General features: G+C 68.3%; 23 protein-coding genes and 1 pseudogene. 8 read left to right on the forward strand and 16 right to left on the reverse strand.

The window, feature by feature from the left end:
• Nucleotides 1–15: 15 nt before the first annotated feature.
• Both lpdA and L632_RS0112970 read left to right on the forward strand, forming a co-directional pair.
• Nucleotides 16–1410, forward strand: a complete 1395-nt coding sequence (gene lpdA / locus L632_RS0112965; RefSeq protein WP_028711851.1) for a dihydrolipoyl dehydrogenase — start codon at nt 16–18, stop codon at nt 1408–1410.
• A gap of 146 nt (nt 1411–1556) precedes the next feature.
• Entirely contained in the window at nt 1557–2051 is a 495-nt protein-coding gene (locus L632_RS0112970) for a lytic transglycosylase domain-containing protein (protein ID WP_028711850.1), read from the forward strand.
• Between the two features lie 48 nt (nt 2052–2099).
• Here L632_RS0112970 and L632_RS0112975 read toward each other — a convergent pair whose 3' ends face one another.
• Entirely contained in the window at nt 2100–2540 is a 441-nt protein-coding gene (locus tag L632_RS0112975; protein WP_028711849.1) for a GNAT family N-acetyltransferase, read from the reverse strand.
• A gap of 11 nt (nt 2541–2551) precedes the next feature.
• Complete coding sequence (locus tag L632_RS0112980; protein ID WP_028711848.1) at nt 2552–3391, reverse strand: MoxR family ATPase; 840 nt, start codon at nt 3389–3391, stop codon at nt 2552–2554.
• Nucleotides 3392–3551: 160 nt separating this feature from the next.
• Here L632_RS0112980 and dksA point away from each other — a divergent pair, with 160 nt between their 5' ends.
• The 3 genes from dksA to L632_RS0112995 are packed head-to-tail and all read left to right on the forward strand — an operon-like array spanning nt 3552 to nt 5702.
• Nucleotides 3552–3974, forward strand: coding sequence for an RNA polymerase-binding protein DksA (gene dksA, locus L632_RS0112985; RefSeq protein WP_024842929.1), 423 nt, complete (start codon nt 3552–3554; stop codon nt 3972–3974).
• A 40-nt stretch (nt 3975–4014) separates the two neighbouring features.
• On the forward strand, nt 4015–4593 hold the full coding sequence (locus L632_RS0112990; protein ID WP_051476448.1) for a DJ-1/PfpI family protein: 579 nt from the start codon (nt 4015–4017) through the stop codon (nt 4591–4593).
• Complete coding sequence (locus tag L632_RS0112995) at nt 4590–5702, forward strand: FAD-dependent oxidoreductase (RefSeq protein ID WP_028716934.1); 1113 nt, start codon at nt 4590–4592, stop codon at nt 5700–5702. The genes L632_RS0112990 and L632_RS0112995 overlap by 4 nt, the downstream gene beginning before the upstream one ends.
• 72 nt (nt 5703–5774) lie before the next feature.
• Here the strand turns inward: L632_RS0112995 and glmM are convergent, their stop codons facing one another.
• The 8 genes from glmM to L632_RS0113035 form a co-directional block, all read right to left on the reverse strand.
• The gene (gene glmM, locus L632_RS0113000) at nt 5775–7118 is read right to left on the reverse strand and encodes a phosphoglucosamine mutase (RefSeq protein WP_028711845.1); all 1344 of its coding nucleotides are present in this window, start codon (nt 7116–7118) and stop codon (nt 5775–5777) included.
• Between the two features lie 10 nt (nt 7119–7128).
• Nucleotides 7129–8100, reverse strand: coding sequence for a dihydropteroate synthase (folP, locus tag L632_RS0113005; protein ID WP_028711844.1), 972 nt, complete (start codon nt 8098–8100; stop codon nt 7129–7131).
• Nucleotides 8101–8144: 44 nt separating this feature from the next.
• Nucleotides 8145–8927, reverse strand: a complete 783-nt coding sequence (locus L632_RS0113010) for a dihydroneopterin aldolase (RefSeq protein WP_036698208.1) — start codon at nt 8925–8927, stop codon at nt 8145–8147.
• Between the two features lie 83 nt (nt 8928–9010).
• Complete coding sequence (locus L632_RS0113015; RefSeq protein WP_028711842.1) at nt 9011–9547, reverse strand: cell wall hydrolase; 537 nt, start codon at nt 9545–9547, stop codon at nt 9011–9013.
• A gap of 227 nt (nt 9548–9774) precedes the next feature.
• The gene (locus tag L632_RS0113020; RefSeq protein ID WP_051416147.1) at nt 9775–12336 is read right to left on the reverse strand and encodes a putative PEP-binding protein; all 2562 of its coding nucleotides are present in this window, start codon (nt 12334–12336) and stop codon (nt 9775–9777) included.
• A 158-nt stretch (nt 12337–12494) separates the two neighbouring features.
• Complete coding sequence (gene glyS, locus L632_RS0113025) at nt 12495–14552, reverse strand: glycine--tRNA ligase subunit beta (RefSeq protein ID WP_028716936.1); 2058 nt, start codon at nt 14550–14552, stop codon at nt 12495–12497.
• A complete protein-coding gene (locus L632_RS0113030) occupies nt 14552–15034 on the reverse strand; it encodes a DUF6446 family protein (RefSeq protein ID WP_028711839.1) in 483 nt (160 codons plus the stop codon). Before L632_RS0113030 ends, glyS begins: the two co-directional genes overlap by 1 nt.
• Complete coding sequence (locus L632_RS0113035) at nt 15031–15981, reverse strand: glycine--tRNA ligase subunit alpha (RefSeq protein ID WP_028711838.1); 951 nt, start codon at nt 15979–15981, stop codon at nt 15031–15033. The genes L632_RS0113030 and L632_RS0113035 overlap by 4 nt, the downstream gene beginning before the upstream one ends.
• Before the next feature lie 86 nt (nt 15982–16067).
• On the opposite strand from L632_RS0113035, the gene L632_RS0113040 reads away from it, so the two are divergent.
• A complete protein-coding gene (locus tag L632_RS0113040; protein ID WP_028716937.1) occupies nt 16068–17573 on the forward strand; it encodes a peptidoglycan-binding protein in 1506 nt (501 codons plus the stop codon).
• Here L632_RS0113040 and L632_RS24665 read toward each other — a convergent pair.
• Nucleotides 17570–19018, reverse strand: coding sequence for a TrkH family potassium uptake protein (locus tag L632_RS24665; RefSeq protein WP_028711836.1), 1449 nt, complete (start codon nt 19016–19018; stop codon nt 17570–17572). The genes L632_RS0113040 and L632_RS24665 overlap by 4 nt on opposite strands.
• A 63-nt stretch (nt 19019–19081) precedes the next feature.
• Between L632_RS24665 and L632_RS24910 the strand changes: the two genes are divergently transcribed.
• Together L632_RS24910 and L632_RS0113055 are read left to right on the forward strand one after the other, a co-directional pair.
• Complete coding sequence (locus L632_RS24910; RefSeq protein ID WP_232215661.1) at nt 19082–19216, forward strand: fumarate hydratase C-terminal domain-containing protein; 135 nt, start codon at nt 19082–19084, stop codon at nt 19214–19216.
• A gap of 86 nt (nt 19217–19302) precedes the next feature.
• Nucleotides 19303–19536: a LysR substrate-binding domain-containing protein gene (locus L632_RS0113055; RefSeq protein ID WP_028711835.1), complete on the forward strand. Its 234-nt coding sequence runs from the start codon at nt 19303–19305 to the stop codon at nt 19534–19536.
• Nucleotides 19537–19577: 41 nt separating this feature from the next.
• Here the strand turns inward: L632_RS0113055 and L632_RS23550 are convergent, their stop codons facing one another.
• The 5 genes and pseudogenes from L632_RS23550 to hpbA all read right to left on the reverse strand — a co-directional run bounded on the left by L632_RS23550 (nt 19578) and on the right by hpbA (nt 25103).
• Nucleotides 19578–20630: a proline racemase family protein gene (locus L632_RS23550; protein ID WP_028711834.1), complete on the reverse strand. Its 1053-nt coding sequence runs from the start codon at nt 20628–20630 to the stop codon at nt 19578–19580.
• A gap of 144 nt (nt 20631–20774) precedes the next feature.
• Complete coding sequence (locus L632_RS0113065) at nt 20775–21692, reverse strand: glycine betaine ABC transporter substrate-binding protein (RefSeq protein WP_232220978.1); 918 nt, start codon at nt 21690–21692, stop codon at nt 20775–20777.
• A gap of 507 nt (nt 21693–22199) precedes the next feature.
• Nucleotides 22200–22392, reverse strand: a pseudogene (locus L632_RS24675) (electron transfer flavoprotein subunit beta/FixA family protein); the annotation flags it as partial.
• 30 nt (nt 22393–22422) lie between these two features.
• Nucleotides 22423–23007, reverse strand: coding sequence for a dimethylsulfonioproprionate lyase family protein (locus tag L632_RS0113075; protein WP_028711832.1), 585 nt, complete (start codon nt 23005–23007; stop codon nt 22423–22425).
• 59 nt (nt 23008–23066) lie between these two features.
• Nucleotides 23067–25103 (reverse strand): N-methyl-L-proline N-demethylase HpbA, encoded by a 2037-nt coding sequence (gene hpbA / locus L632_RS0113080; RefSeq protein ID WP_028711831.1) that lies wholly within the window; start codon nt 25101–25103, stop codon nt 23067–23069.
• Nucleotides 25104–25192: the final 89 nt, after the last annotated feature.

Consider the following 25192-nt stretch of genomic DNA (forward strand, 5'->3'; position numbering starts at 1 on the left):
TGCAAGGAGACCCGAATGTCCACCTATGACCTGATCGTGATCGGCGCCGGACCCGGCGGCTATGTCTGCGCGATCCGCGCCGCCCAGCTGGGGCTGAAGGTCGCCTGCGTCGAGGGGCGCGAGACCCTGGGCGGCACCTGCCTGAACGTCGGCTGCATCCCCTCGAAGGCGCTTTTGCATGCCAGCCACATGCTGCACGAGACGCATGAGAATTTCGAGAAGATGGGCCTGGTCGGCGCCGCGCCGAAGGTCGACTGGCAGAAGATGCAGGGCTACAAGGCCGAGACGGTCGGCGGCAACACCAAGGGCATCGAGTTCCTGTTCAAGAAGAACAAGATCGACTGGCTGAAGGGCTGGGCAAGCATCGAGGCGCCCGGCAAGGTCAAGGTCGGCGACACCGTCCACGAGACGAAGAACATCGTCATCGCCACCGGCTCGGAACCGGCCAGCCTGAAGGGGGTCGAGGTCGACAACGCGGCCGGCATCGTCGTCGATTCGACCGGCGCCCTGTCGCTGCCGAAGATCCCCAAGTCGATGGTGGTGATCGGCGCCGGGGTGATCGGGCTGGAGCTGGGCTCGGTCTATGCCCGGCTGGGCGCCGAGGTGACGGTGGTCGAGTTCCTGGACGCCATCACCCCCGGCATGGACGGCGAGGTGCAAAAGCAGTTCCAGCGCATCCTGGCGAAACAGGGGCTGAAATTCGTCCTGGGCGCCGCCGTGTCCGAGGTCGAGGTCGAGAAGGGCAAGGCCGAGGTCAAATACAAGCTGCGCAAGGACGACAGCGAGCATGAGATCAAGGCCGAATGCGTGCTGGTCGCCACCGGCCGCCGCCCCTATCTCGCCGGGCTGGGCCTCGACAAGCTCGGCGTCGCGCTGACCGATCGCGGCTTCGTCCAGATCGATCAGCATTGGCAGACCAGCGTCAAGGGCATCTACGCCATCGGCGACGCGGTGCCCGGCCCGATGCTGGCCCACAAGGCCGAGGACGAGGGCATGGCGGTGGCCGAAGTCATCGCCGGCAAGCATGGCCATGTGAACTATGACGTCATCCCCGGCGTGATCTATACCACGCCGGAGGTCGCCTCGGTCGGCCTGACCGAAGAGGCCGCGAAGGAAAGCGGCCGCAAGGTCAAGGTCGGCAAGTTCCCCTTCATGGGCAATGCCCGCGCCAAGGCCCTGTTCCAGGCCGAGGGCTTCGTCAAGCTGATCGCCGATGCGGAAACCGACCGGGTCCTGGGCTGCCACATCATCGGCCCGAATGCCGGCGAGATGATCCACGAGATCTGCGTGGCGATGGAATTCGGCGCAGCGGCCCAGGACATCGCCCTGACCTGCCATGCGCATCCGACCTGCTCGGAAGCGGTGCGCGAGGCAGCGCTGGCCTGCGGCGACGGCGCAATTCACGCCTGATCGGCGGAACTTCACCGAAACCGCCGCCGCGCTGCGGCAATAATCCGCCGATGGGCCGCCCCGAACCGGGCGGCCCTTTCTTTTGCATTCCCCGACTCCGGCGGCTGTGGCTAATCCTTCGGGCAATGAAAAGCCAAGGGGCAGTCATGAAATCCATTATCGCACTGTTGGCGCTGAGCGGCGTTCTGGCTGTCAGCGCCTGCGGCGACAATCGGGTCGATCCCGACCGCCGCTATCTGGTCGAACCCCGCGCCTCGGCGGCCCAGGTCGCTGCGCTGCACCCGAACGAGACGCCGGAGCTGCGCCGGCTCATCCACAAATATGCCGCGGAATACGATGTGCCCGTCGATCTGGTGCAGCGCGTCATCATCCGCGAATCGACCCATCGGCCCGGCGCCCGCAACGGCCCCTATTACGGTCTGATGCAGATCCTACCCGCCACCGCGCGCGGCATGGGCTATCGCGGCTCGCCCGCCGGGCTGCTGGATGCCGAGACGAACCTGAAATACGGCGTCAAATACCTGCGCGGCGCCTATATGGTCGCCGACGGCAACAAGGATGCCGCGGTGAAATGGTATGCCCGCGGCTATTACTACGAGGCCAAGCGCAAAGGCCTGCTGGAAGCCACCGGCCTGCGCTAAGGCGAGGGACAGCGGATCGCGGGGGCGGCCTTCGGGCCGCCCTTTGCATTACAGCTTGCGGTTGTAGCGGATGAAGGGCGACTTCTGGCCAACCCGGTCGTAGAGCATGCGGCCGGGATAGTTGTCCTCGGCCGTCAGCCAATAGACGGCGGGAACGCCGGCCCGGTCGGCCTCGGCATAGACGGCCTCGATCAGGGCGCGGGCGATGCCGCGGCCGCGCGCCTCGGGTGCGGTGAACAGGTCCTGCAGATAGCAGACCCCTTCGTCGCGCCACAGGTTCGGGTGAAAGACGTAATGCGTCAGCCCCAGCAGCCGCCCGTCCGACTCGGCCACCAGCCCGTGGAAGTCGCGCGGATCGCGCGCCATCAGCCGGGCAAAGGCGCGGTCGTAAAAGGACGGCGGCCGGTCGTCGAAGCCGTAAAAGGCCTGATACCCCTCGTAGAGCCGCTGCCAGCCCTTGCGATCCTCGGGGCGAAGCGCGCGGATCATCGCTGCCGCCCTCAGCGTTGACGGCGGGCCATGAAGGCCAGCCGCTCGAACAGCGCCACGTCCTGTTCGTTTTTCAGAAGCGCGCCGTGCAGCCGGGGCAGCATCTCGCCCGCCGGGCGCTTCAGGTCCTCGGGCGACAGGTCCTCGGCCAGGATCAGCTTGAGCCAGTCCAGAAGCTCGCTGGTCGAGGGCTTCTTCTTCAGCCCCTGCACCTCGCGCAGTTCCAGGAACTGGCTCAGCGCCTCGTCCAGGATGCGGCGCTTGAGGCCGGGATAATGCACCTCGACGATGCGCTTCAGCGTCTCGGCGTCGGGAAAGCGGATATAGTGGAAGAAGCAGCGGCGCAGGAAGGCGTCCGGCAGCTCCTTCTCGTTGTTCGAGGTGATGATGACCACCGGCCGGTGCCGGGCCACCACCGTCTCGCCGGTCTCGTAGACATGGAACTCCATGCGGTCGAGTTCCTGCAGCAGGTCGTTCGGGAACTCGATGTCGGCCTTGTCGATCTCGTCGATCAGCAGCACGACCTTGCCCGGCGCCTCGAAAGCCTGCCACAGCTTGCCCTTGCGAATGTAGTTCGCGATATCGTGAACCCGCGCATCGCCCAGCTGGCTGTCGCGCAGCCGCGACACGGCATCGTATTCGTAAAGCCCCTGCTGCGCGCGGGTGGTCGATTTCACGTTCCATTCGACGATGGGCAGGTCCAGGCTTGCGGCAACCTGCCGCGCCAGCTCGGTCTTGCCGGTGCCCGGCTCGCCCTTGACCAGCAGGGGGCGTTCCAGCGTGATCGCCGCGTTCACGGCCATCGCCAGATCCGCGGGCGCCACATAGGTTTCGGTCGAGGAAAACTGCATCCGCCTGTCCTTTGCGCAATCTGCGCGACCCTAGCCAGCAGCCGCCGGCTTCGCAAGCCGCGGGCGAAACCTGTCGGAATGGCCTAGTGACAATTGGTCTGCCATACTTTAAGGGGGCCGCAAGGATCGGGCATCCAGTCGCCCGGCTCCCGGAGGAACGATGAAAGCCCAGACCTTTCTGCCCGAAGATTATCGCCCCGCCGAAGACGAACCTTTCATGAACGAGCGGCAACTCGAATATTTCCGCCGCAAGCTGATCGCATGGAAGCAGGAGCTGCTCGACCAGTCCGCCGAGACATTGGAAGGTCTGCAGGACAGCGCCCGCAACGTGCCCGACCTGGCCGACCGCGCCTCCGAGGAAACCGACCGCTCGCTGGAGCTGCGCACCCGCGACCGCCAGCGCAAGCTGGTCGCCAAGATCGACGCGGCCCTGCGCCGCATCGAGACCGGCGAATACGGCTATTGCGAAATGACCGGAGAGCCGATCAGCCTCAAGCGGCTGGACGCGCGGCCCATCGCCACCATGACGCTGGAGGCGCAGGAGCGCCACGAGCGGCGCGAGCGCGTGCATCGCGACGACTGAGCCCGCAGCCGCCCCGGCCTCGCAACCCGAGGGAGCAAGCATGCCGGAGACAAGCCTGAAACCCGTGATGATCCTGTTCCTGGACAGGTTCGCGGATTGGGAAACCCCGCTGATCTCCGGTATCGGCGGGGATTTCTACGGTCTGAGGGTCCGCCACGTCACGCCGGGCGGCGGCACGGTCCGCTCGATGGGCGGGCTGACGGTGACCGGGCTCGAGGATGCGGTGCCGCGCGAGGACGAGGTGATCGTGCTTTGCGGCGGCGAAAGCTGGACGGGCGAAGCGCCCCCCGACCTGGCCGAGATGCTGCGCGCGGCACATGGCCGCGGCCAGACCGTCGCCGGGATCTGCGCCGGCACCCTGGCGCTCGGCCGCGCCGGGCTTCTGGACGGGCGCGACCACACCTCGAACGGGCTCGATTTCCTGCGCCACTGGCTGCCCGGCTATGACGCGGCCGACCATTACCGCGACCTGCCGCATGCCGTGGCCGATGGCGGCATCATCACCGCGCCCGGCACCGCGCCCGTGACCTTCGCCGCCGAGGTGCTGCGCGCCGCCGGCCTGCCGCAGGACAGGCTGGACGAATTCCTTGCCATCGCCAGCGCCGAGGTGCGCCGCTGACCCGGCCCCCCGTCACCATCATCGGCGCCGGCATCGCCGGCCTGACCGCCGCCTGCGCGCTGGCGCAGCGCGGCTTTGCCGTGACGGTGCTGGAACGCGCCGGCGCTCTGCGTGAGGTCGGCGCGGGCCTGCAGATCTCGCCCAACGCGGTGCGGGTGATCGAGGCGCTGGGGCTGTGGCCGCGCTTCCGGGCGATCTCGGTGCCCTCGCAACGGGTCGAGCTGCGCGATTCCGCCGGCCGGCCGGTCGCGGTGCTGGACCTGGCCCGATACCGCCCGCAGGACCGTTTCCGCCTTGTCCACCGCGCCCGGCTGGTCGCGCTGCTGGAACAGGCGGCACGCGAGGCCGGCGCCCGGATCGAGCTGGGCCATGACGTGACCGACCTGCCCGAGGTGCCGCTGCTGATCGGCGCCGACGGGGTGAAAAGCCGCCTGCGCCCGGCGCTGAACGGCGCCGAGGCCCCCTTCTTCACCGGCCAGACCGCCTGGCGGGCGCTGATCCCGGCCGAAGCCGATGCCGCGCCGGCGGCGCAGGTCTTCATGGGGCCGGGCCGGCATCTGGTCAGCTATCCGCTGGGCCAGGGCCAGCGCAATATCGTCGCCGTGGTCGAACGTCCCGACTGGCACGAGGAAGGCTGGTCGATCCCCGGCGATCCGGCCGAGCTGCGCGCCGCCTTCGCCCGCTTCGGCGGCCCGGTGCCCGGCTGGCTGGAACGGGTCGAGCGGGTCGGCATCTGGGGCCTCTTCCGCCACCCTGTCGCCGCGCATTGGCAGGACGGCAAACGGGCGCTGATCGGCGACGCCGCGCATCCGACCCTGCCCTTCATGGCCCAGGGCGCGGTCATGGCGATCGAGGATGCCTGGGTGCTGGCCGCCTGCCTCGATGCCGGCACGGATCAGGAAACCGCGCTGGCGCGCTTCCAGTCCCTGCGCCAGCCGCGCTGCCAGCGCATCGTCGAGGCGGCGAATGCCAATGCCCGCAACTACCACCTGCGCGGCCCGACCCGCGCCGTCGCCCATGCCGGGCTGCGCGCCGTCTCGCGCCTCGCCCCGGCCCGGCTGATCGAGCGTTTCGCCTGGCTCTACGATTACGACCCGACGGCGGTCTGACGCCGCGCCTGCACTTCTCTGTTTCCCAAATACCCATGCCAAGGCCGCCACCGGCACGGCCCGCGCAGACGGTCAGGCCGCCCGCTCCACCGCCGCGACGATACCCTCCACGACCTCGCGCAGCACGGTCTCGTCCTCGGCCTCGGCCATGACCCGGATCAGGGGCTCCGTGCCGGACTTGCGGATCAGCACCCGGCCGCAGCCGTCCAGCCGCGCCTCGGCCCGGGCGATCTCGGCCTTGACCGCCTCGACCGACAGCGGATCGGCGCCGGCGGCATAGCGCACGTTCTTCAGCAGCTGCGGCACCGGCTCGAACTGCGCCACCAGCTCCGAGGCCGGCCGGTCGCTATCCGACAGCGCCGCCAGGAATTGCAGGCTGGCGATCAGCCCGTCGCCGGTAGTGGCGTAATCGGTCATCACGATATGGCCCGACTGCTCGCCCCCCAGGTTGAAGCCCGCGCCGCGCATCCGCTCGACCACGTAGCGGTCGCCGACGGCAGTGCGCTCCAGCCGCAGCCCGCGGCCCTGCAGAAAGCGTTCGAGCCCGAGGTTCGACATCACCGTCGCCACCAGCGCCCCGCCGCGCAGCCGGCCCTGCGCCGCCCAGCGGTCGGCCAGCAGCGCCATGATCTGGTCGCCATCCGCCACCTGCCCCTTTTCGTCCACGATCATCACCCGGTCGGCATCGCCGTCCAGGCTGATGCCCATGTCGGCGCCGTGCTCCAGCACCGCGCGGGCGCAGGCTTCGGGATGGGTCGAGCCGAGGCCGTCATTGATGTTGTGGCCGTTCGGGGAAACCCCCAGCGGGATCACCTCGGCGCCCAGTTCCCACAGCACGTCCGGCGCGGCGCGATAGGCGGCGCCGTTGGCGCAGTCCACCACCACCTTCAGCCCGTCCAGCCGGTGCCCGGCCGGGAAGGTGGTCTTGGCATATTCGACATAGCGGCCGCGCCCGTCATCGATGCGCTTGGCGCGGCCGATGTTCTGCGGCTGGGCCGGAATGATCTCGCCCGCCACGATGCTCTCGATCTCGGCCTCGGCCTCGTCCGAAAGCTTGAAGCCGTCGGGACCGAAGAACTTGATGCCGTTGTCCTGCGCCGGGTTGTGGCTGGCCGAGATCATGATGCCCACATCCGCCCGCATCGAGCGGGTGAGATAGCCCACCGCCGGCGTCGGCACCGGACCCAGCAGCAGCACGTTCATGCCTGTCGAGGTCAGCCCGGCGGTCAGCGCGTTCTCCAGCATATAGCCGGACAGGCGGGTGTCCTTGCCGATGACGACGCGGTGGTGATCCTCGCCGTTGCGGCGGAAATAGCGGCCGGCGGCGGCGCCCAGGCGCAGCGCCATCTCGGCCGTCATCGGATGGGTATTGGCGCGGCCCCGGACGCCGTCGGTGCCGAAAAGTTTCCTGCTCATCTTGCCCCGCTCAACTCGTTTCTGTGGTCACGGCCCGCCAGAGGGCGAGGCCCTGCCGTGTTTCCGCCACGTCATGGACGCGGTGGATCTGTATGCCCTGCGCGATCCCCGCCAGCGTCACCGCCAGCGTGCCCGCCACCCGGTCCGCCGGATGCTCGGCCCCGCCGAGGCTGCCGATGAACCGCTTGCGCGAAACCCCCAGCAGCACGGCGCAGCCCAGCCCGTGATAGACCGAGATCCGCCGCAGGATCGCCAGATTATGCGCCTGCGTCTTGCCGAAACCAATGCCCGGATCGATCACGATCCTGTCGCGGGGAATGCCCGCCGCCTCGGCCCGGGCGATGCGCTCGGCCAGCGCGTCATAGACGTCCAGCAGCACGTCGCCATAGGTCGGATTATCCTGCATCGTCTCGGGGATGCCCTGGGCGTGCATCAGGCAGACCGGCACGCCCGCCGCCGCGACCGTCGCCGCCATGGCCGGATCGAAATCGAAGCCCGAAACGTCGTTGACCAGCCCCGCGCCCGCCGCGATGGCGACCCGCGCCACCTCGGCCTTGCGGGTGTCGATCGACACCGCCGCCAGTGCGCGACCCGCGGCGATGGCGGGGGTAACGCGGGCGATCTCTTCGGCCACCGGCACCTCGCGGGCGCCCGGCCGGGTCGATTCGCCGCCGATATCGAGGATCTCGGCCCCCTGCCCGGCCAGCAGCCGCGCCTGCGCCGCCCCATCATAGGCCCCGCCATCCGAGAAGCTGTCGGGCGTGGCGTTGACGATGCCCATGATGCGCGGGCGATCCATGGTCAGGCCCAGCAGCGGCGCGCGCGGCGCGGTCAGCGCGGCCAGCACCGCCTCGGGGGCGGCGTCCACCACGCGCGGCGGCTCGCCGCGCCGCAGAAGCTCGAATTGCGAGAAGCGCAGCCAGCCGCCGGCCAGTCGCCAGCGGCCCGTCTCGCAAGGGATGGGGCGGAAATAATCGGTCATGCTCCGGTCTCTACGCCGGCCGGCTGCCGATTCAAGCGCGAAGATCAGATACGCCCGGTCGGAATGCGAAAACCCGCCGGCACGGCCGGCTCCGCCGCATCCTGGGGTAGAGCCCAGTCCAGCCGGCTCGCCCCCAGCCGCTCGGCCAGCCACAGCGCCAGCGCCTGCGGTTCGGGTGCCAGCCCGGCCACGTCGCGCACCATGCGGGCCGGGGCCCAGACCACGGCGCGGCCCTCGCTCGCCGCCCAGTCCAACTCGGTGCGGCTGTCGGCGACGGTCAGGCCCAGGTGGCCGGCCAGGGCCCAGGCGGCCTGGTCCAGCGCCAGCAGCTCGATCTCGCGCGCATTGCCGCCCTGCGGCAGGGGCAGGCGCGGGGCGTCCGGGACCAGCGCCACCGCGCCTTCGGGCAGCGCCATGTCGCGGCCGTGAAAGACCACCCGGATCGGCGCGGCGACGTCGTCGGCCTCGACCCGCGCCTGGCGGCGCACCAGCGTCACGCCCAGGGCGCCGGGGATGCGGTCCAGCTTCTCGACCGTGACCGAGACCTGTGCGGCGCGCGGATGGGCGAGGATCTGCGCGGCGATTTTCTCGGCCAGCGTTTCCAGCAGGTCGTAGCGGCGATCCGCCAGCCCGGCCGCCACGGCGCCGGTCAGGATGTCATAGCTGAGGATCCGGTCCACCTCGTCGTTCACGCCGACGACATGGGTCGCCAGCTCGACATCGATGTTGAAGCGCAGCCGCTGCGGATGCCCACGCTCGGTCTGGAACGCGCCGATCTCGGCCGAAAGGATGTAATCGCGCAGGTGGATACGGTCAGGCTGGTCCATACCGCCCGTGTTTTCAGGAAAACGGCCCCGCCGCAAGAGACGGGACCGCGGAATCCACAGAAGGAATGCGTCAGCCCGCGGGCTCAGTTCGCGGCCAGCCGGCGATCCGAGCGATAGAAGGTATGGCTGCCGATGCGGGTCGTGCGCTCGAAACGCTTGGCCCAGGAGGGGCTGACGCCCCGGGCATGGAAATAGGTCGCGCCGTTGGTCAGCGTGCGCGGCGCACCGGCCAGCGCCGCCATGGCGACCTTCTGCACCCGGGCATAGGTGCCCTTTTCGCGGATGCGGGCGTTCTTGTTATAGGTGAACTGGCCGCGCTGGTTCACCACGCCGCAGACGGTCTTGGGGAAACGCGGGTGATCGACGCGGTTCAGGATCACCTCGGCCACGGCCTTCTGGCCTTGGACGCCTTCGCCGCGCGCCTCGAAATACAGCGCCTCGGCCAGGCATTGCAGGTCGGTGGGGTTGATCTGCACGGCGGCCTGACGGGCGCGGCCGGTCTTGGTTTCATAGGCGACCTGGTGCTGCCCATCGGCAAGGGCCGGAACGGTTGCGACAGGGGAAAAGGCGACAGCCACACACACGGAAACGCGCGCCAGCCATGACTTGCTAATCGACATGTTGGTCCTGTTTTCGGTCCGGGTCCGGCCCGGTCTGTTTCGTCGGAAGGGCCGCCCCGAGGTTCCCTCGCGGGCGGCGGTCTGGCGTTAAAGGCCCGAAACAGGACGCCCCTATCCAGCCCACATGGGCGTGAGCGGCGCGATTCGCTTGATTTTAAATGATTTTGGCGGAAACCCGCCGACGACAAAAAGGTTAACGGGCAGATTCCGGCCAAAACCGGCCGGGGCTAGGACCCGAACCAGGTCTGGGATTCCGTCTCTTCCCGCGCCATGAGAATCGATTCCTGCGCTGCAGCAAGGCGCGCCACCGGCACCCGGAAGGGCGAGCAGGAGACATAGTTCACCCCGGCCCGCAGGCAGAAGGCGATGGATTCCGGATTGCCGCCATGCTCGCCGCAGACCGAAATAGTGATGTCGGGCTTGTGGCTGCGGGCGCGCTCGGCACCGATGGCCACCAGTTCGCCCACCCCGTCGCGGTCGAGGATATGGAACGGATCCTCGGAATAGACGCCCTGGTTGACATAGATGCCCATGAAGCGGCCGGCATCGTCGCGCGACAGGCCGTAGGTCATCTGCGTCAGGTCGTTGGTGCCGAAGGACAGGAAAGCGGAATGCTCGGCGATGTCGCCGGCGCGCAGCGCGGCGCGCGGCGTCTCCACCATGACGCCCAGCCGATAGGTGAAATCCTTGCGCGTCTCGTTGCGGACGGCGGCGGCCACGGCGTCGATGCGGGTCTTGACCAGCTCGACCTCGCGCCGGGCGCTGACCAGCGGGATCATGATCTCGGGCACCACCGGCGCGCCGTTGTGGCTGGCCTCGATGGTGGCCTCGAAGATGGCGCGGGCCTGCATGTCATAGATCTCGGGGACGGTTATCCCCAGCCGCACGCCGCGCATGCCCAGCATCGGGTTGAATTCCGACAGCGCCTCGACCCGGCGGGTGACGTCCGACAGCGGCAGGTCCAGCGATTCGGCCAGTTCCCGCATCCCCTCGCGGTCATGGGGCAGGAATTCGTGCAGCGGCGGGTCGAAGAGCCGGATGGTGACCGGCAGGCCGGCCATGATCTCGAACAGCTTGGCGAAATCGCTGCGCTGCATCGGCAGCAGGCGTTCCAGCGACAGGCGGCGGTCCTCGGGCTTGCCGGCAAAGATCATCTCGCGCATGGCGGGCAGGCGCTCGTCGTCGAAGAACATGTGCTCGGTGCGGCACAGCCCGATGCCCTGGGCGTTGAACATGCGGGCGGTGCGGGCGTCCTCGGGCGTGTCGGCATTGGCGCGGATGCGGATGCGGCAATGCTGGTCGGCCCATTCCAGCAACTGGGTGAAGCTTTCGTCCAGCGCCGGCTCCAGCATCTCGGCGGCGCCGGCCAGCACCTCGCCCGAGGTGCCGTCGATGGTGATCTCCTCGCCCTCGTGGAAGATGCGCCCGCCGATCAGCATGGTCCGGGCGCGCGAGTCGATCGAGATGCCGCTGGCGCCGACGATGCAGGGCAGGCCGATGCCGCGGGCGATCACCGCGGCATGGCTGGTCATGCCGCCGCGCTCGGTCAGCACGGCGACGGCGGCATGCATGCCGCGGATGTCCTCGGGCACCGTCTCGCGACGCACCAGCACGCAGCGCTCGCCCCGCGCCTCGGCGGCCTGGGCGGCGGCGGCGGTAAAGACGATGCGGCCGGTGGCGGCGCCGGGGCTGGCATTGATGCCGCGGACGATGACGTCGCGGGGCGCGCGCGGATCGACCTGGTGGTGCAGCAGGTCGGAAAGCGCCCGCGGCTCGACCCGCATCACCGCCTCTTCCGCCGGGATGATGCCGTCGCGGGCCAGCGCCACGGCGATGCGCACGCTGGCCCGCGAGCTGCGGATGACCCGCACCGCATCGATGATCGAAAGCCGGCTGTCCGAGACGACGAATTCGATCTGCATCTCCTCGCGCAGCCTTTCGCGGGCGGCGACCCCGAACCGGACCAGGTCGGCAAAGACCTCGGGCGCGGCCTCCTCCAGCGAGGGGCCGCGCGGGTCCCGGGTCAGGTAGAGCGTCTCGGCCCCCTCGGCCTTCGAGCGGCCCTGGGTCTGGCCGCGGAACCGGCCGGTGATGCGCGACGCGCCGGTCACGCTGTCGACGAACTGGATGGTGCCCGAGCCGGTGACGCCCGGCCCGATGGCCAGCGCCATGTCCTGCACCACCAGCCCCAGCGGTGCGATGGCCGGCGCCCCCTTGGCCTGGCGCAGAAGCCGCGCGGTCGGCCCGTCCCAGGCCCGCGCCATGCTACGCAGCACCTCGGCCAGCTGCTGGGTCGGGTCCTGGGGGAATTCCTCGTCCGTCTCGTCCTCATAGGCGCGCAGCGCCGCGTCGAGCCCGCCCTCGCTGTCCGAGAACATGTCGGGGTCGAGCCGGGCAACATGGATGGCATAGGATTGCACGAAGCCCAGATAGATCGCGTCCGCCGCCGCCTTGCCGCGGGTCTGGACCAGCCGGGCGTGGCATTCGTGGTTGATGCCGACGTTCAGCACCGTGCCCGGCCCGCCCCAGGCCGGGTTCATCGCCGAGGGCCGCACGCTGACCAGCCCGTCGGCGCGCTCGATGATGGCGGCGAGGCGGGCGCGGTCGGGCATCTGGCCGGCGGCGATGGCGCGCACCGCCTCGGCCGACAGCGCGAAGCTGGTCGGGACCGGCAGCTCCATGCGGATCAGGCGCTGCAGGCATTTCGCGCGCCAGCCGTGGCGTGCGGCCTGGATCCCCGCCGAGGGGGTGATTTCGACGATGGCTCCGGGATCTGTCAGCGCGGTCATGATGCCGTCACATTAGGCATGGCCGGCGCATTGCTGCAAGTGCGAAGAAAGCCGGAGGCGAGAGCGGAGGCGGGGGCTCTGCCCCCACGCCCCTGCGGCCCCCGACGGGGCCGCAGGGGCGTTCCCCCGGGATATTTGCGCAAGAAAGAAGCCGGGAGTCAGCCCTCGATGCGGCCGAAATCCGCGATCAGCCGGCCGGCCTCGCGGATGCGCGAGAGCAGGTTCAGCCGGTTGCGGCGGGTGATCTGGTTGTCGGTGTTGATCTGCACCGCCTCGAAGAAGGCGTCGATGGGCGCGCGCAGGCTGGCGATGCCCTGGGTCGCGGCCTGGAAATCCTCGAGCCGGACGGCCTCGCGGATCGCGGGCTCGGCCTTGTCGAGGGCGGCGAAAAGGGCGCGTTCCTCCTCGGTCTCGGAGAATTTCGGATCGGCGCCGAAGCTGTATTCGACGCCGTCCTTCTCCTCGGCCTGGGCGAGGATATTGCCGGCGCGTTTCAGCCCTTGCAGCAGGTTGGTGCCGTCCTCGGTCTTGAGCACGTCGTTCAGCGCGGTGGCACGGTTGACCAGCAGCACCAGGTCGTCATTGCCGGGCATCGCCAGCACCGCGTCGATGATGTCGTGGCGGATGCCCTGGTCGCGCAGATGGACCTTCAGGCGGTCGTGGAAGAAGGCGATGAGGTCGGCGGCCGCGGCATCCGGATTGGCTTTGGCGAAGGTTCGGCCCAGATTGGCCCGCACCCCGTTCACCAGCACCAGCCGGATCACCCCCAGCGCGGCGCGGCGGAGTGCGAAGGGGTCTTTCGAGCCGGTGGGCTTCTCGTCGATGGCCCAGAAGCCGGTCAGCGTGTCGAGCTTGTCGGCCAGCGCCACCGCCACCGACACCGGCGCCGAGGGCACCGCATCCGAGGGGCCGAGCGGCGAGTAATGGTCGCGGGCAGCATCGGCCACCGGCTCGGGCAGGCCGGCCTCCAGCGCGTAATAGCGGCCCATGATGCCTTGCAGTTCCGGGAACTCGCCGACCATGGCCGAGCGCAGGTCGAGCTTGGCGATCTTGGCCGCCTGTTCCGCCTGATCGGCATCGGCGCCGACCAGCGGCGCGATCTCGCGCGCCAGCGCCGCGATGCGGGCGATGCGATCCGCCTGCGAGCCCAGCTTGCTCTGGAAAGTGACCGATTTCAGCCCTTCGGCCCAGTCGGCCATGCCCGCCCGCGCCTCGCGCAGGTCGTTGTCCCAGAAGAAGGCCGCGTCCGAGAGGCGGGCGGCCAGCACGCGCTGGTTGCCCTTCAGGATCGTCTCGCCATGGTCGGGGGTCTCGATATTCGCCACGGTGACGAAGCCCTCGATGCGGCCGGTCCTGGGATTGCGGGCCGAGAAGAATTTCTGGTGCTCCTTCATCGAGGTCTGCAGCACCTCGGGAGGCAGCGTCAGGAAGCGGTCCTCGATGGCGCCCATCAGCGGCACCGGCCATTCGACAAGGCCCGCGACCTCGGTCAGCAGGCCCTCGTCCGGCACGATCTCCCAGCCGCGGGCGAAGGCGAGGTTCGCCGCCTCCTGCCGGATCGCGGCCTCGCGTTCGGCGGAGTCCAGCATGACGCGGGCGCGGCGCAGCCTGGCGGCGTAATCCTCGAAGCCCGAGACGGCGATCTCGTCCGGGGCCATGAAGCGGTGGCCGCGGGTGGTGTTGCCGGCGCGGATGCCGTCGATCTCCAGCGGCACCACCGCGGCGCCGGATTCGTCCGAGAGCAGGCAGAGGATGGAATGCAGCGGCCGCACCCAGCGCAGGCTGCCCGAGCCCCAGCGCATCGACTTGGGCCAGGGGAAGTTGCGGATCGTCGCCTCCAGCACCTCGGCGACGATCCCGGCGGCGGGGCGTCCCGGCTTCACGATGGTGGCGAACCAGACCTGGCCCTTCTTGTCGTCGCGCGCTTCCAGCTGGTCGCGGGTCAGACCGGTCGAGCGCAGGAAGCCCTCCAGCGCCGCCTCGGGGGCGTCGGTGCGGGGGCCCTTGCGCTCCTCGCGCGTGGTCGGGCTTTCCGCGGTCAGCCCCTCGATGGCCAGCGCCAGCCGGCGCGGGGTCGAGAAGGCGCCGGCCGAGCGGTAGGTCAGGCCGGCCTCGACCAGCCCGTCGGTGACGAGTTTCTTCAGGTCCTCGCGGGCGCGGGCCTGCATGCGCGCCGGGATTTCCTCTGAGAACAGCTCGATCAGCAGGTCGGGCATCAGTCCATCACTCCGCGTTCGGGGGTCTTGTCGTTGAATTGGTGCCAGGCAAAGGCGCGGCCGTCGGGATAGACGACGATCACCCGGTCCACGTCGGGGCGGATCTCGGCCTGGCCCAGCACGGCGCGCGCCGCGCCGGATTCCAGGTCGGCGGTCAGTGCCCGGGCGGAATAGCACTTGAACCAGCCCGGCCCGTTCAGCGGCGTCGCGGCGGGATAGGGCGCGGCATCGGCCAGCCCGGCAGGGTCCAGCGTGAAGCAGGCGCGATAGCGGATCGGCGAGCTTGCCGCGTCGATGGCCTTGAAATCGCCGACCGCGACCGGATGCGTCGCGCCCTGCGCGTCGGTGACGACGATCTCTTGCGCGCCGCTGATCTCGTCCACCTCGTCATAGAAGCCGTAGACCTGCAGATACCAGACGGCAAGGCCGGCCATGACGGCCACCAGCACCAGCATCGAGGCGACGATCTTGCCCGAGCTCATGCCGCCTCTCCCCCCGCCGCGCCCGCGGCCTCGGTGGTCACGAACAGGTCGGCGCAGCGTTTCGCCAGCGCGCGGACGCGGCCGATATAGGCCTGGCGCTCGGTGACCGAGATCACGCCGCGCGCGTCCAGCAGGTTGAACAGGTGGCTGGCCTTGATCGCCTGGTCATAGGCCGGATGCGCCATCGGGATGCGGCGCCCGGCGCCGTCCGTCTCGGCCGCGGTCAGGATGCGGTCGCATTCCGCCTCGGCATCCTTGAAATGCTGGAACAGCATGCCGGTATCGGCCTGCTCGAAGTTCCAGCGGGAATATTCGCGCTCGGCCTGGCGGAAGACGTCGCCATAGCTCAGCGGGATCGGGCTGCCGGGCGGGTTGAAGGGCATGTCCATCACGTGCTCGACCCCCAGCACATACATGGCCAGCCGCTCCAGCCCGTAGGTCAGCTCGCCCGAGACCGGCTTGCAGTCATGGCCGCCGACCTGCTGGAAATAGGTGAACTGGCTGACCTCCATGCCGTCGCACCAGACCTCCCAGCCCAGGCCCCAGGCGCCCAGCGTCGGGGATTCCCAGTCGTCCTCGACGAAGCGCACGTCGTGGATCATCGGGTCGAGGCCGATGGCCTTGAGGCTGCCCAGATACAGGTCCTGCAGGTTGGCGGGCGAGGGTTTGATGATGACCTGATACTGGTAGTAGTGCTGCAACCGGTTCGGGTTCTCGCCATAGCGGCCATCCGTGGGGCGGCGCGAGGGCTGGACATAGGCCGCAGCCCAGGGCCGGGCGCCCAGGCTGCGCAGTGTCGTGGCCGGGTGGAAGGTGCCGGCGCCGACCTCCATGTCATAGGGTTGCAGCACCGCGCAGCCCTGTCCGGCCCAATAGGATTGCAGGCGCAGGATCACGTCCTGAAAGCAGACGGGTTTCGCCGTCTGATTGTCCTTTGGGCTGGTCATCGGGGCTTCCTTCGGCATAACTGGCAGGAAATGTCTGCCGCCTTCTAGGCAGAGGGCGGCGCAGGGTCAATGAGAGGGACATGCCCATGCGGCGCTTTGCATTCGTCATCGGTGCGGCTCTGCCGCTGGCATTCGGCGCGGCCGCGCAAGCCGAGGATGTGGTGATCCGCATCGAGGCCAAGCGCGGTGCCGAGGCCGCCCGCGCCAGTGCCGAAGGCTGGGCCACCGCCTTCCCCGATGTCGTGACCTTCCCGCTGGCCGATGGCTGGATCGGCATCGCGCTTGGCCCGATGCCGCGCGAAGCGGCGACGGCGCGGCTGGAGCAGCTGAAGCAGGAGCGCAAGGTGCCGGGCGACAGCTTCCTTTCCGCCGCCGAGGGCCGCGACCTGACCCCGGTGGCCAGGGCGGCCCCCGCCGCGCCGGGGGCGCCCGATGGCTCGACCGGCAATGCCTCGACCTTCCGGCAGGGCGCGGGCCAGCCGGCAGAGGAGGACGGCGAGCCTGCGGTGGGCGATCTGGCGGGCGAGGATGCGGCCACGGCCGCCACGCCCGAAAGCGCCGCCGCCGAAACCGCCCCCGAAAACACCACCGAAAACACCACCGCGGCCGCGCCGGAACCCGCTCCCGAACCCGCGCCGGCGCAATTCTTCCTGCGCCTTGAATCCAGCACCGACCGCGCCAGGGCCGAGGAACTGCTGGCGAAATGGCGCGAAACCCTGCCCGAGGCCGGGCTCTGGACCCTGCCCAACGGCCGGTCGGCCATCGCCTTCGGCCCGATGGACGAGGCGACCGGCACCGCCTGGCTGAAAGCCTTCAAGGCCGCCGGCGCGGTGCCGAAGGACGCCTTCCTGTCGCCCGGCGAGGAGATGGGCGAGATCGCGATCATCGGCAAGGTGCCGGAGCTTGGCGCGCCCCCTGCCCCGGATGCCGCGCCGGTGCCCATGCCGCCGCTGGAGGACATCCAGCGCGCCCTGCGTTGGGCCGGCCATTACGACGGCGGCATCGACGGCAAGGACGGCCCCAAGACCCGCGCCGCCATCGCCGAAGAGATCGTGCGCCTGCGCGCCTCGCCCGATACCGCCACCGCCATGGCCGAGCTGATCCGGCGGCGCGAGGCCTGGCGGGCCGAGATGGGCCTGACCGAGCTTCGGGACAGCCATACCGGCCTTGCCCTGCCCGCGCCGATGGACAAGCTGCAATTCGACCGCGCCGAGCGCGCGCTGTCGATCTATGGGCCCAAGGACGGCTCGGGCGCGGCGCTGATCCTGTTCTCGCAGCCCGGCAGCCAGCAGGAGATGCTGGACCTCGCCGGCCTTGTCACCGCGCTCGGCTGGGTGCCGGCGCCCCAGCGCCAGGTGGAACGCGGCAGCGTCACGCTGGACGGAAGCAACCAGACCCATATCGGCCATGCCGAGGCCCGGGTCGTGGAAGGGCGCGTGCAGGGCTTCGTGCTGATCTGGCCGATCTCGGACCCCGAGGACCAGCACCGGCTGGCGGCCGAGATCTCGGACAACCTGACCCGCTTCGCCCCCGGCGCGGGCGAGGCGCAGCCCGAGGCGCCCGCCATCGCCCCGGCGGCAGCGCAGAACTAGGCGCGCCAGAACCGCGGCAGGAACAGCACCAGCACCGAGATCAGTTCGAGCCGGCCCAGATACATGCCGCAGATCATCAGCCATTTCGAGGCGGTGGGGAAATCCGTCACCGCCCCGCTCTCGGTCAGTTCCGGGCCCCAGACCAGGCCGACATTGGCGATGGCGGTCCAGGCCGCGGTCAGCGCGGTGCGCGGATGCAGCCCGGTCAACGCCAGCCCGACGATCAGCAGGCCGAAGGTCAGGATGAACAGGGTGAAGAAGGCCATGACCGAATCGACCACGTCCTCCTCCAGCGGGCGGCCGCCGTAAAGCAGCGGAAACACCCGATGCGGCGACTGCATCCGCCGCAGCTGCGCCTTGACCGCCTGGAGCAGCACCAGATAGCGGAACACCTTGACCGAGCACGAGGTCGAGCCGGTGCAGCCGCCGATCAGCCCGACCACGATCAGGATGACGAAGGGGAAATGCCCCCATTGCGTGACGTCGGTCGAGGCGAAGCCGGTGCCCGAGAAGGCCGAGATCACGTTGAACGTGGTCTCGCGGATCACGGCGAGCGGGTTCTTCGCCTCAAGCCACAACAGCCGGTAAAGCACCACCACGGCGATGGCATAGAAGGTCCAGCGCAGATAGGCCCGCACCTGGATGTCGCGCCAGATCGGCTCGGCCGAGCCGCGGATCAGCTGCACCATGCGGATGAAGGGGATCGAGGCCAGGATCATGAAGAAGGCCGCCGCATATTCCGCCGGCCCAATGAAGGGCGCGAAGCTGGCGTCGTAATTGGAGAACCCGCCGGTCGAGCAGGTGGACAGCGCCAGCACCAGCGCGTCGAAGCCCTTCATGCCCAGCAGGATATAGACCACCATGCAGCTGGCGGTCATGGCGAAATAGACCCCGGCCATCTCGCGCGCGATGTCGAAGGCGCGGGGCAGGATCTTGCCCAGCGTGTCGAACCCTTCCGAGCGAAAGAACTGCATGCCGCCGACCTTCATCACCGGCAGGAAGATCATGGCGACCACGATGATCCCGAGGCCCCCGGACCAGTTCAGGAAGGCCCGCCACAGGTTGGTGCCCTTGGGCAGGCCGTCCAGCCCGGCAAAGGCCGTGGTCCCGGTCGTGGTGACGCCCGACATGGCCTCGAAATAGGCATCGGTGAAGCCAGCATGCGGCGCGCCCAGCATGAAGGGCAGCGCGCCGGCCACCGGCACCACCAGCCACAGCATCGCCGTCAGCAGAAAGACCTGCTGGATGGTCAGGGAACTGTCCCTCTGCCGCGTCGACAGCGCCACCAGCCCGCCGGCCAGCATGGTCAGGATGCCGCATTCCAGAAAGATCAGCCAATGCGCGTCGCCGTGCCACCAGTCCACCAGCATGGGCAGCGCCATCGCCGCCCCGAGCGTGACGACGACCTTGCCGACGATATTGGCCACGGGACGGATATCGATCATGCCGCCCTGCTTGCCCCGCCGCCTTACGACCGTCAAGCGCGCGACGCGGGACGGCTGGCGCAAGTGCTCGACTTTGCCGAATTCGGCATGGAGGCGGTCTGGCGCATCCGGGTCGAGGATTTCCCCGCCTTCGTCGTCACCGACGACAAGGGCAACGACTTCTTTGCCCGCAGGCCCGACTTGACCCCGCCCGGCTGACGCGCGACCAGTTCAACCGGGGCAATGCGGGGATGCGGACTGGACGATCACCCTGCGGCAGATGCAGATCTTCCTGACCGCCGCTGATGGCGAACATGGGGCTCGCCTTCCTCTCCGCCCACACCATCGCGCTGGAACGGCAGGCGGGCAAGCTGAGCGTCCTCAGCGTCGACGGCATGCCGCAGCTGCGCGACTGGTTCGTGGTCTATCCGCGCCGCAAGACGCTGGGCCCGGCCGCGCGCGAGTTCCGCGACTTCGTCACCACAGACGGCCCCGCCTTCATGCGCCAGTTCTTCGGAGAGGATTACGGTGCGGAATAGAGCCGGCAAAGCGGGCAGCCGCGGCCCCGCAGGACCGCGCGCTACGCCCAGGTATCCCCCACCGTGAAACCTTCGGCAAACGGATCGTCATGGTCCAGCACCAGGGTGTTCAACCCACAGATCCAGCTGGTCCCCGAGATTTCCGGCACCACGGCGCGGCGGCCCGCGATCTCGGTCTCCTCGACCAGCCGCCCGGTATAGACGTTGCCGAGAATGCCCTGGTGCCGGAAGCTCTTGTCCAGCGGCAATTCGCCTTTGGCATGCAGCACCGCCATCTTGGCGCAGGTGCCTGTGCCGCAGGGGCAGCGATCCAGCGCGCCGGTCCAGGTCGCGGGATTGTCCCAGGAAAAATCCCCCGAGGCCATGGTGACGGCATTCTTCCAGTCGGCGTTCGGATCGTCCGTCGGCCCGGACAGTTGCGAGATGGTGATGCCCACGCCCGGATAATCGGGATGCTCGACCGGCAGCTGCTCGATCGCCGCCTGCCGGATCATCGCCGAGATGCGGGCGATTTCGCGGCCATGCTCGGGGATCAGTTCCAGGCCGGGGAACTGCCGGATGTCGGCGATGGCATAGAACATGCCGCCCCAGCCGACATCGACCCGGACCTTGCCCAGATGCGGCACCTCGATTTCGGCATCCAGATGCGCGGCGAAGGCCGGCACGTTGCGGAACGTCACGCTGGTCACCTTGCCGCCCCGGCATTCGGCGCGGACCCGGATCAGCCCCGCCGGCGCCTCCAGCACCAGCTCGGTGACGGGCTCCTTCATCGGCAGAAGGCCCATTTCCAGCAGCACCGTGACGACCGAGATGGTATTGCCGCCGGACATGACCGGATATTCGATCTGCTCCATGATGATATAGCCGGCATCGGCCTCGGGATGCGAGGGCGGCACGATGATGTTGCAGCAATGCGCCGCATAGCCGCGCGGCTCGCGCAGCATCAGCTTGCGCAGCTGGTCGTCATTGGCCTCCAGCCATTGCATCTTCTCGTAGGACGAGCGCCCGGGAATATGGGGAACGCCGCCGGTAATCACCCGCATCGGCGTTCCGGCATGCGTATCGACGGCATGGATCATTCGCTTGAACGCCATGTTTGCTGCTCCTGAGGGCGTGTTCTTGAAGCCGGGATGGGAAAGGCGCGCCCGGTGATGACAGCCGGGCGAACCAAAGGGATCAGGGAATACGGATCGCTGCACCATAAGGCCGGTTTATCCGCCATGACGCAGCGGCCATGGTCACAGAGCGGCTTCGACCTTTTCCGCGACCTCGGCAGGAACCCAGCTCGTCCAGATATCCCTGTTCTCTTCCAGGAAATGCACGGCCGCATCCTCGCCCATGGCCTGGTTGTCGCCCTGCCATGCCATCAGCTTGGCCACGGTGTCGTTGCTCCAGCCGCGGGTGTTGAAATAGTCCAGGATCGCCGGGCTGGTCCGGTCGGCAAAATCCCTGGTCAACACCGTCATCACCGTGTCGATGGGCCAGCCGGTGACCTTCGGGTCGGCGCAATCGAGATTGGTGATGCAGCGTTTCCATTCGACCGGATCGTGCTCGGCGTTCGGTTCCAGCTGCACCAGCTGGTATTTGCCCAAGAGCGCGGTCGGCGCCCAGCAATAGGTGATGAAGCCTTCCTGACGCTCATAGGCCCGGGCGATGGCGCCATCCAGGCCCGCGGCCGAGCCCGGCCGCATCAGGTTGAAGCCCTTTTTCTCGGCCTCGTAGGCCTTGAACAATTGCGCGGTCACAACCGTCGCCCCCCAGCCTTCGGCGCCGTTGAAGATCACGCCGCGGCTGGGGTTTTCCGGGTCCGGGAAAAGCTCGGGATGCGCCAGGGCATCCTCGACCGTCTTGATCTCGGGATGCGCATCGGCCAGGTATTTCGGAATCCACCAGCCCTGAATGCCGCCATCGGGCAGGGCCGGCGCGCCGTAGACGATCTTGCCGTCCTCGAGCCCCTGCGGAACGATCTCGGGCAGCAGGTCCACCCAGGTTTCCGAGGAAACGTCGGGCGAGCCTTTCTCGATCATGGATGTGGTCGAGGGAACCGTATCCCCCGGAATGGTCTCGACGCTGCAGCCGTAACCGTTTTCGAGGATGAACTTGTCGACATAGGTCAGCAGTTCGGCGCTCTGGACGTTATGCAGTGCAAGGGTCACGTTGCCGCAATCCTGCGCGGCAGCCGACCATGCGCCGCCGGAAAGGCCAGCGGCAAGGACCGTCGAAGCGAGTAGTCTTTGCATTTCCATCTCCCTGTCTGCGGCGTTGTTTCAGGGCGGCGCGCCGCGTCTTTACCTGCCCTGTTCTCGGGACGGCTTGGCTACGGGGGGCCCTTTGGCCGCTTCATCCTCGTCGCCCGCTTCTGATCGCCATATTCGTATACGATATTTGTTCTACGAAATCTCTTGCCTTCGGGCGATTCTGTCAAGAAGTTCTTCGGTTCCGGCAATCCGCGTGCATCCATGGTGGCGCATGAAGCACCGGGCTGCTTTGGGCTCCCGCGCCTTGGGCGTCCTTTGGTGGGACGCGACAGGGGGCTCTGCCCCCGGAGTATTTGGGAAACGGTGAAAGCCTTCAGAGCTTCCCGGTCAGTTCCGGGACGACGGAGAACAGATCCCGACGAAGCCGTAATCGGTGACGATCACATTGCTGTCCTTCATCCCCGCAAGGTGCTGGATGGCGCCGGAGATGCCGGTGCTGATGGCGATGACCTCCTCGGCCTTGCCCGCCTCCTTCAGGGGAATCGCCTCTTCCACCGCGATCTGGTCGAGCGGGTCATCGACATCTTCACATTCGCCAAATCGACACCAGAGCCACGTTGTAGTCGATCACGCGCTTCACGGGCACGAGTATCTTCATGGGATTGACCTTCCTGCTGTTGTCGATCCATCAGGCCCGGAGCGCCCAGAGCGCGAACAGCGGTTCATCGCTGGATCGCATGGCATGAACCGCGTTTGGCGGCACGAAGAAGCTGCCGCCGATGCCGGGCTCGAACCAGTCGCGCCCCGGCTTGCGGAATTGGCCCGGCGACAGGACCAGATAGGTTTCCTCGGGCGCGTGCTGGTGGTCGGGATATCGGGTCTGCGGTGCCAGAAGGCTGAGGCCGATCCACAGGTCGCGGCGCTCCTCGATGCCACCGGGGCCGAGCAGCATGGCATTGGCATGGCTTTCTGAGAAATTCGCGCTGGCGGTCGCGTCGCCGGTCCGGCGGCGCCAGCACAGCAGCGGCGTCAGCCGCTGTATCGCCTGCAAAAGATCGGAAAGATCCTGGTATTCCATGGGACGGGCCAGAGCCGTGTCGAGCCAAGCCTCGACCACGGGCAGGCGGGCCGGTCCCGCCCCTTGGTCCCCAACCGAAAGGATTGCCTCGGAAATGCCCTGAAGCGAGGCCGGCGAATTGCCGTCATGGGCGCGCGCCCGCATGGCGGGCAAGGCGATATCAAGGAAATCCTGCAGGGGTTGCAGTCGCGGCATTTCGGTTTACCTCCCGGGATCCGGCCGGCGCGCGGATCATCGCCGCGCGCCGGGGTGCGTTACAAGTCCTTGACCAACCGCAGCGCGTCGTAGATCGCGGCATGGGTGTTGCGGGCGGCGACGGCATCGCCGATGCGGTAGAGGCGGAAGCGGCCTTCGGGGTTTTTGCGGACCTCCTGCAACCCGCCGGTGGTCAGGGCCTCGTAATCGACCTCGCCCAGGTTCGAAGACAGCGGCTTGAGATCGAAATAGAGCTCGTCCAGCGGCCGCGTGCCGTGGTTGACCACCACCTGGTCGACGATGCGCTCGCGGGTGAAATCGCCGTAATCGCTGCCGAGCGTGGCGCGCAGCTGGTTGCCCTCGCGCGTCACCGAGCGGAGGCGCCAGGTGACGGTGAAGGTGGTGTCGCGCTTTTGCAGGTTGCGCATGTAGGGCACCAGGTTCATCGCCATCACCTCGGGCGAGAAGCTGCGATCCGGCGTCACGATCTCGACCGCCGCACCCGTGGCCGAGATCAGGTCGGCCGCCTGCAGCGCCGCATGGTCGCCCGCATCGTCGAAGATCAGCACGTTGCGGCCCGGCCTCACGTCGCCCGCAAGGATGTCCCAGGCCGAGCAGACGAGATCGTTGCCCGTCTCCAGCACCTCGACATGGGGCAACCCGCCGGTGGCGACGATCACCTCGTCGGGCTCGGTGGCCAGCACGTCACCCGCGTCGGCGAAAGTGTTGAAGTTGAACTTCACACCATGCTTCTCGCATTGCGCCATGCGCCAGGCGATGATCGAGATCATCTCGCGGCGCCGCTCGTCCAGCGCGGTCAGGCGGATCTGGCCGCCGGGCTGGTCGGCGGCCTCGAAGACGGTGACGGCATGGCCGCGCTCGGCGGCGACGCGGGCGGCCTCCATGCCGGCCGGACCGGCGCCGACCACGGTGATGCGCTTTTTCGCCGGGGCGGGCGGGATGGTGTGCGGCATGGTCTCCTCGCGCCCGGTGGCGGCATTGTGCAGGCAGAAGGCCATGCCGCCCTGATAGATGCGGTCGAGGCAATAGTTCGCGCCGACGCAGGGGCGGATGTCGTCCTCGCGCCCCTCGACGACCTTGCGGACCAGATGCGGGTCGGCCATGTGCGCCCGCGTCATGCCGACCATGTCCAGCAACCCCGAGGCGATGGCATGGCGGGCGGTCGGCACGTCCGGGATCTTGGCGGCGTGGAAGGTCGGAAAGCCCGTGGCCTTCCTGATCTGCCCGGCGAATTCCAGGTGCGGGGCGTTCCTCATCCCCTGCACCGGGATCACGTCGGTCAGCCCGGCATCGGTGTCGATATGGCCCTTGACCACGTTCAGGAAATCGACCAGCCCGCTGTCCTTCAGCTTGCGCGAGATCGCCAGCCCGTCCTCGGCCGTCAGCCCGCCCGGCAGGTCCTCGTCGCCGGTATAGCGCACGCCCAGGATGAAATCCTCGCCGCAGCGTTCGCGGATGCCGCGCAGCACGTCGAAGGTGAAGCGCAGCCGGTTGTCGAGGCTGCCGCCATAGGGCCCGTCCAGGTCGTTGGTCAGCGGCGACCAGAACTGGTCCATCAGATGGCCGTAGGCCTGGATCTCAAGCCCGTCCAGCCCCGCCGCCTTCATGCGCTCGGCCGCATCGACATAGTCGTCGATGATCCGGTCGATGTCCCAGTCCTCCATCTTCTTCGGGAACGAGCGATGCGCCGCCTCGCGCTCATGGCTGGGCGAGACGACGGGCAGCCAGTCGGCCTTGTCCCAGCGCGTGCGCCGGCCCAGATGGGTCAGCTGGATCATCACCGCACAGCCATGGTCGTGGCATTCGTCGGTCAGCTTCTTCATCCAGCCGACCACCTCGTCCTTCCAGGCCAGGATGTTGTTGAAAACCGGCGGGCTGTCGCGCGAGACCGAGGCCGAGCCGGCGGTCATGGTCAGCGCCACCCCGGCCTTCGCCCGCTCGACGTGATAGGCGCGGTAGCGGTCCTTGGGCATGCCGTCCTCGGGATAGGCCGGCTCGTGGCTGGTGATCATGATGCGGTTGCGCAGCGTCAGGTGCTTCAGCTGATAGGGCTGCAGAAGGGGATCGTTCGACATGGCTCTGCCTGTGAAGGGTGGGAGTCGTTGCCCCAAGAAGGCAAGAAATGTTCACATGTGTCAATATAAAAATCATATGTGATCCTTTA

The organism is Paracoccus sp. J39, from assembly GCF_000518925.1.
Lineage (GTDB): Bacteria > Pseudomonadota > Alphaproteobacteria > Rhodobacterales > Rhodobacteraceae > Paracoccus.

Excerpts from the sequence above, each read along its gene's own strand:
- L632_RS0112980 (WP_028711848.1), bottom strand. The coding sequence starts at position 3,391 with ATGCAGTTTTCCTCGACCGAAACCTATGTGGCGCCCGCGGATCTGGCG.
- L632_RS0112990 (WP_051476448.1), top strand. The coding sequence starts at position 4,015 with ATGCCGGAGACAAGCCTGAAACCCGTGATGATCCTGTTCCTGGACAGG.
- L632_RS0113040 (WP_028716937.1), top strand. The coding sequence starts at position 16,068 with ATGCGGCGCTTTGCATTCGTCATCGGTGCGGCTCTGCCGCTGGCATTC.
- L632_RS0112975 (WP_028711849.1), bottom strand. The coding sequence starts at position 2,540 with ATGATCCGCGCGCTTCGCCCCGAGGATCGCAAGGGCTGGCAGCGGCTC.
- dksA (WP_024842929.1), top strand. The coding sequence starts at position 3,552 with ATGAAAGCCCAGACCTTTCTGCCCGAAGATTATCGCCCCGCCGAAGAC.
- L632_RS0113030 (WP_028711839.1), bottom strand. The coding sequence starts at position 15,034 with ATGAGCTCGGGCAAGATCGTCGCCTCGATGCTGGTGCTGGTGGCCGTC.
- glyS (WP_028716936.1), bottom strand. The coding sequence starts at position 14,552 with ATGCCCGACCTGCTGATCGAGCTGTTCTCAGAGGAAATCCCGGCGCGC.
- L632_RS0112970 (WP_028711850.1), top strand. The coding sequence starts at position 1,557 with ATGAAATCCATTATCGCACTGTTGGCGCTGAGCGGCGTTCTGGCTGTC.
- L632_RS24665 (WP_028711836.1), bottom strand. The coding sequence starts at position 19,018 with ATGATCGATATCCGTCCCGTGGCCAATATCGTCGGCAAGGTCGTCGTC.
- L632_RS0113020 (WP_051416147.1), bottom strand. The coding sequence starts at position 12,336 with ATGACCGCGCTGACAGATCCCGGAGCCATCGTCGAAATCACCCCCTCG.
- hpbA (WP_028711831.1), bottom strand. The coding sequence starts at position 25,103 with ATGTCGAACGATCCCCTTCTGCAGCCCTATCAGCTGAAGCACCTGACG.
- L632_RS0113010 (WP_036698208.1), bottom strand. The coding sequence starts at position 8,927 with ATGGACCAGCCTGACCGTATCCACCTGCGCGATTACATCCTTTCGGCC.
- L632_RS0113075 (WP_028711832.1), bottom strand. The coding sequence starts at position 23,007 with ATGCCGCGACTGCAACCCCTGCAGGATTTCCTTGATATCGCCTTGCCC.
- L632_RS0113035 (WP_028711838.1), bottom strand. The coding sequence starts at position 15,981 with ATGACCAGCCCAAAGGACAATCAGACGGCGAAACCCGTCTGCTTTCAG.
- L632_RS0113055 (WP_028711835.1), top strand. The coding sequence starts at position 19,303 with ATGGCGAACATGGGGCTCGCCTTCCTCTCCGCCCACACCATCGCGCTG.
- folP (WP_028711844.1), bottom strand. The coding sequence starts at position 8,100 with ATGACCGATTATTTCCGCCCCATCCCTTGCGAGACGGGCCGCTGGCGA.
- L632_RS23550 (WP_028711834.1), bottom strand. The coding sequence starts at position 20,630 with ATGGCGTTCAAGCGAATGATCCATGCCGTCGATACGCATGCCGGAACG.
- L632_RS0113015 (WP_028711842.1), bottom strand. The coding sequence starts at position 9,547 with ATGTCGATTAGCAAGTCATGGCTGGCGCGCGTTTCCGTGTGTGTGGCT.
- glmM (WP_028711845.1), bottom strand. The coding sequence starts at position 7,118 with ATGAGCAGGAAACTTTTCGGCACCGACGGCGTCCGGGGCCGCGCCAAT.
- lpdA (WP_028711851.1), top strand. The coding sequence starts at position 16 with ATGTCCACCTATGACCTGATCGTGATCGGCGCCGGACCCGGCGGCTAT.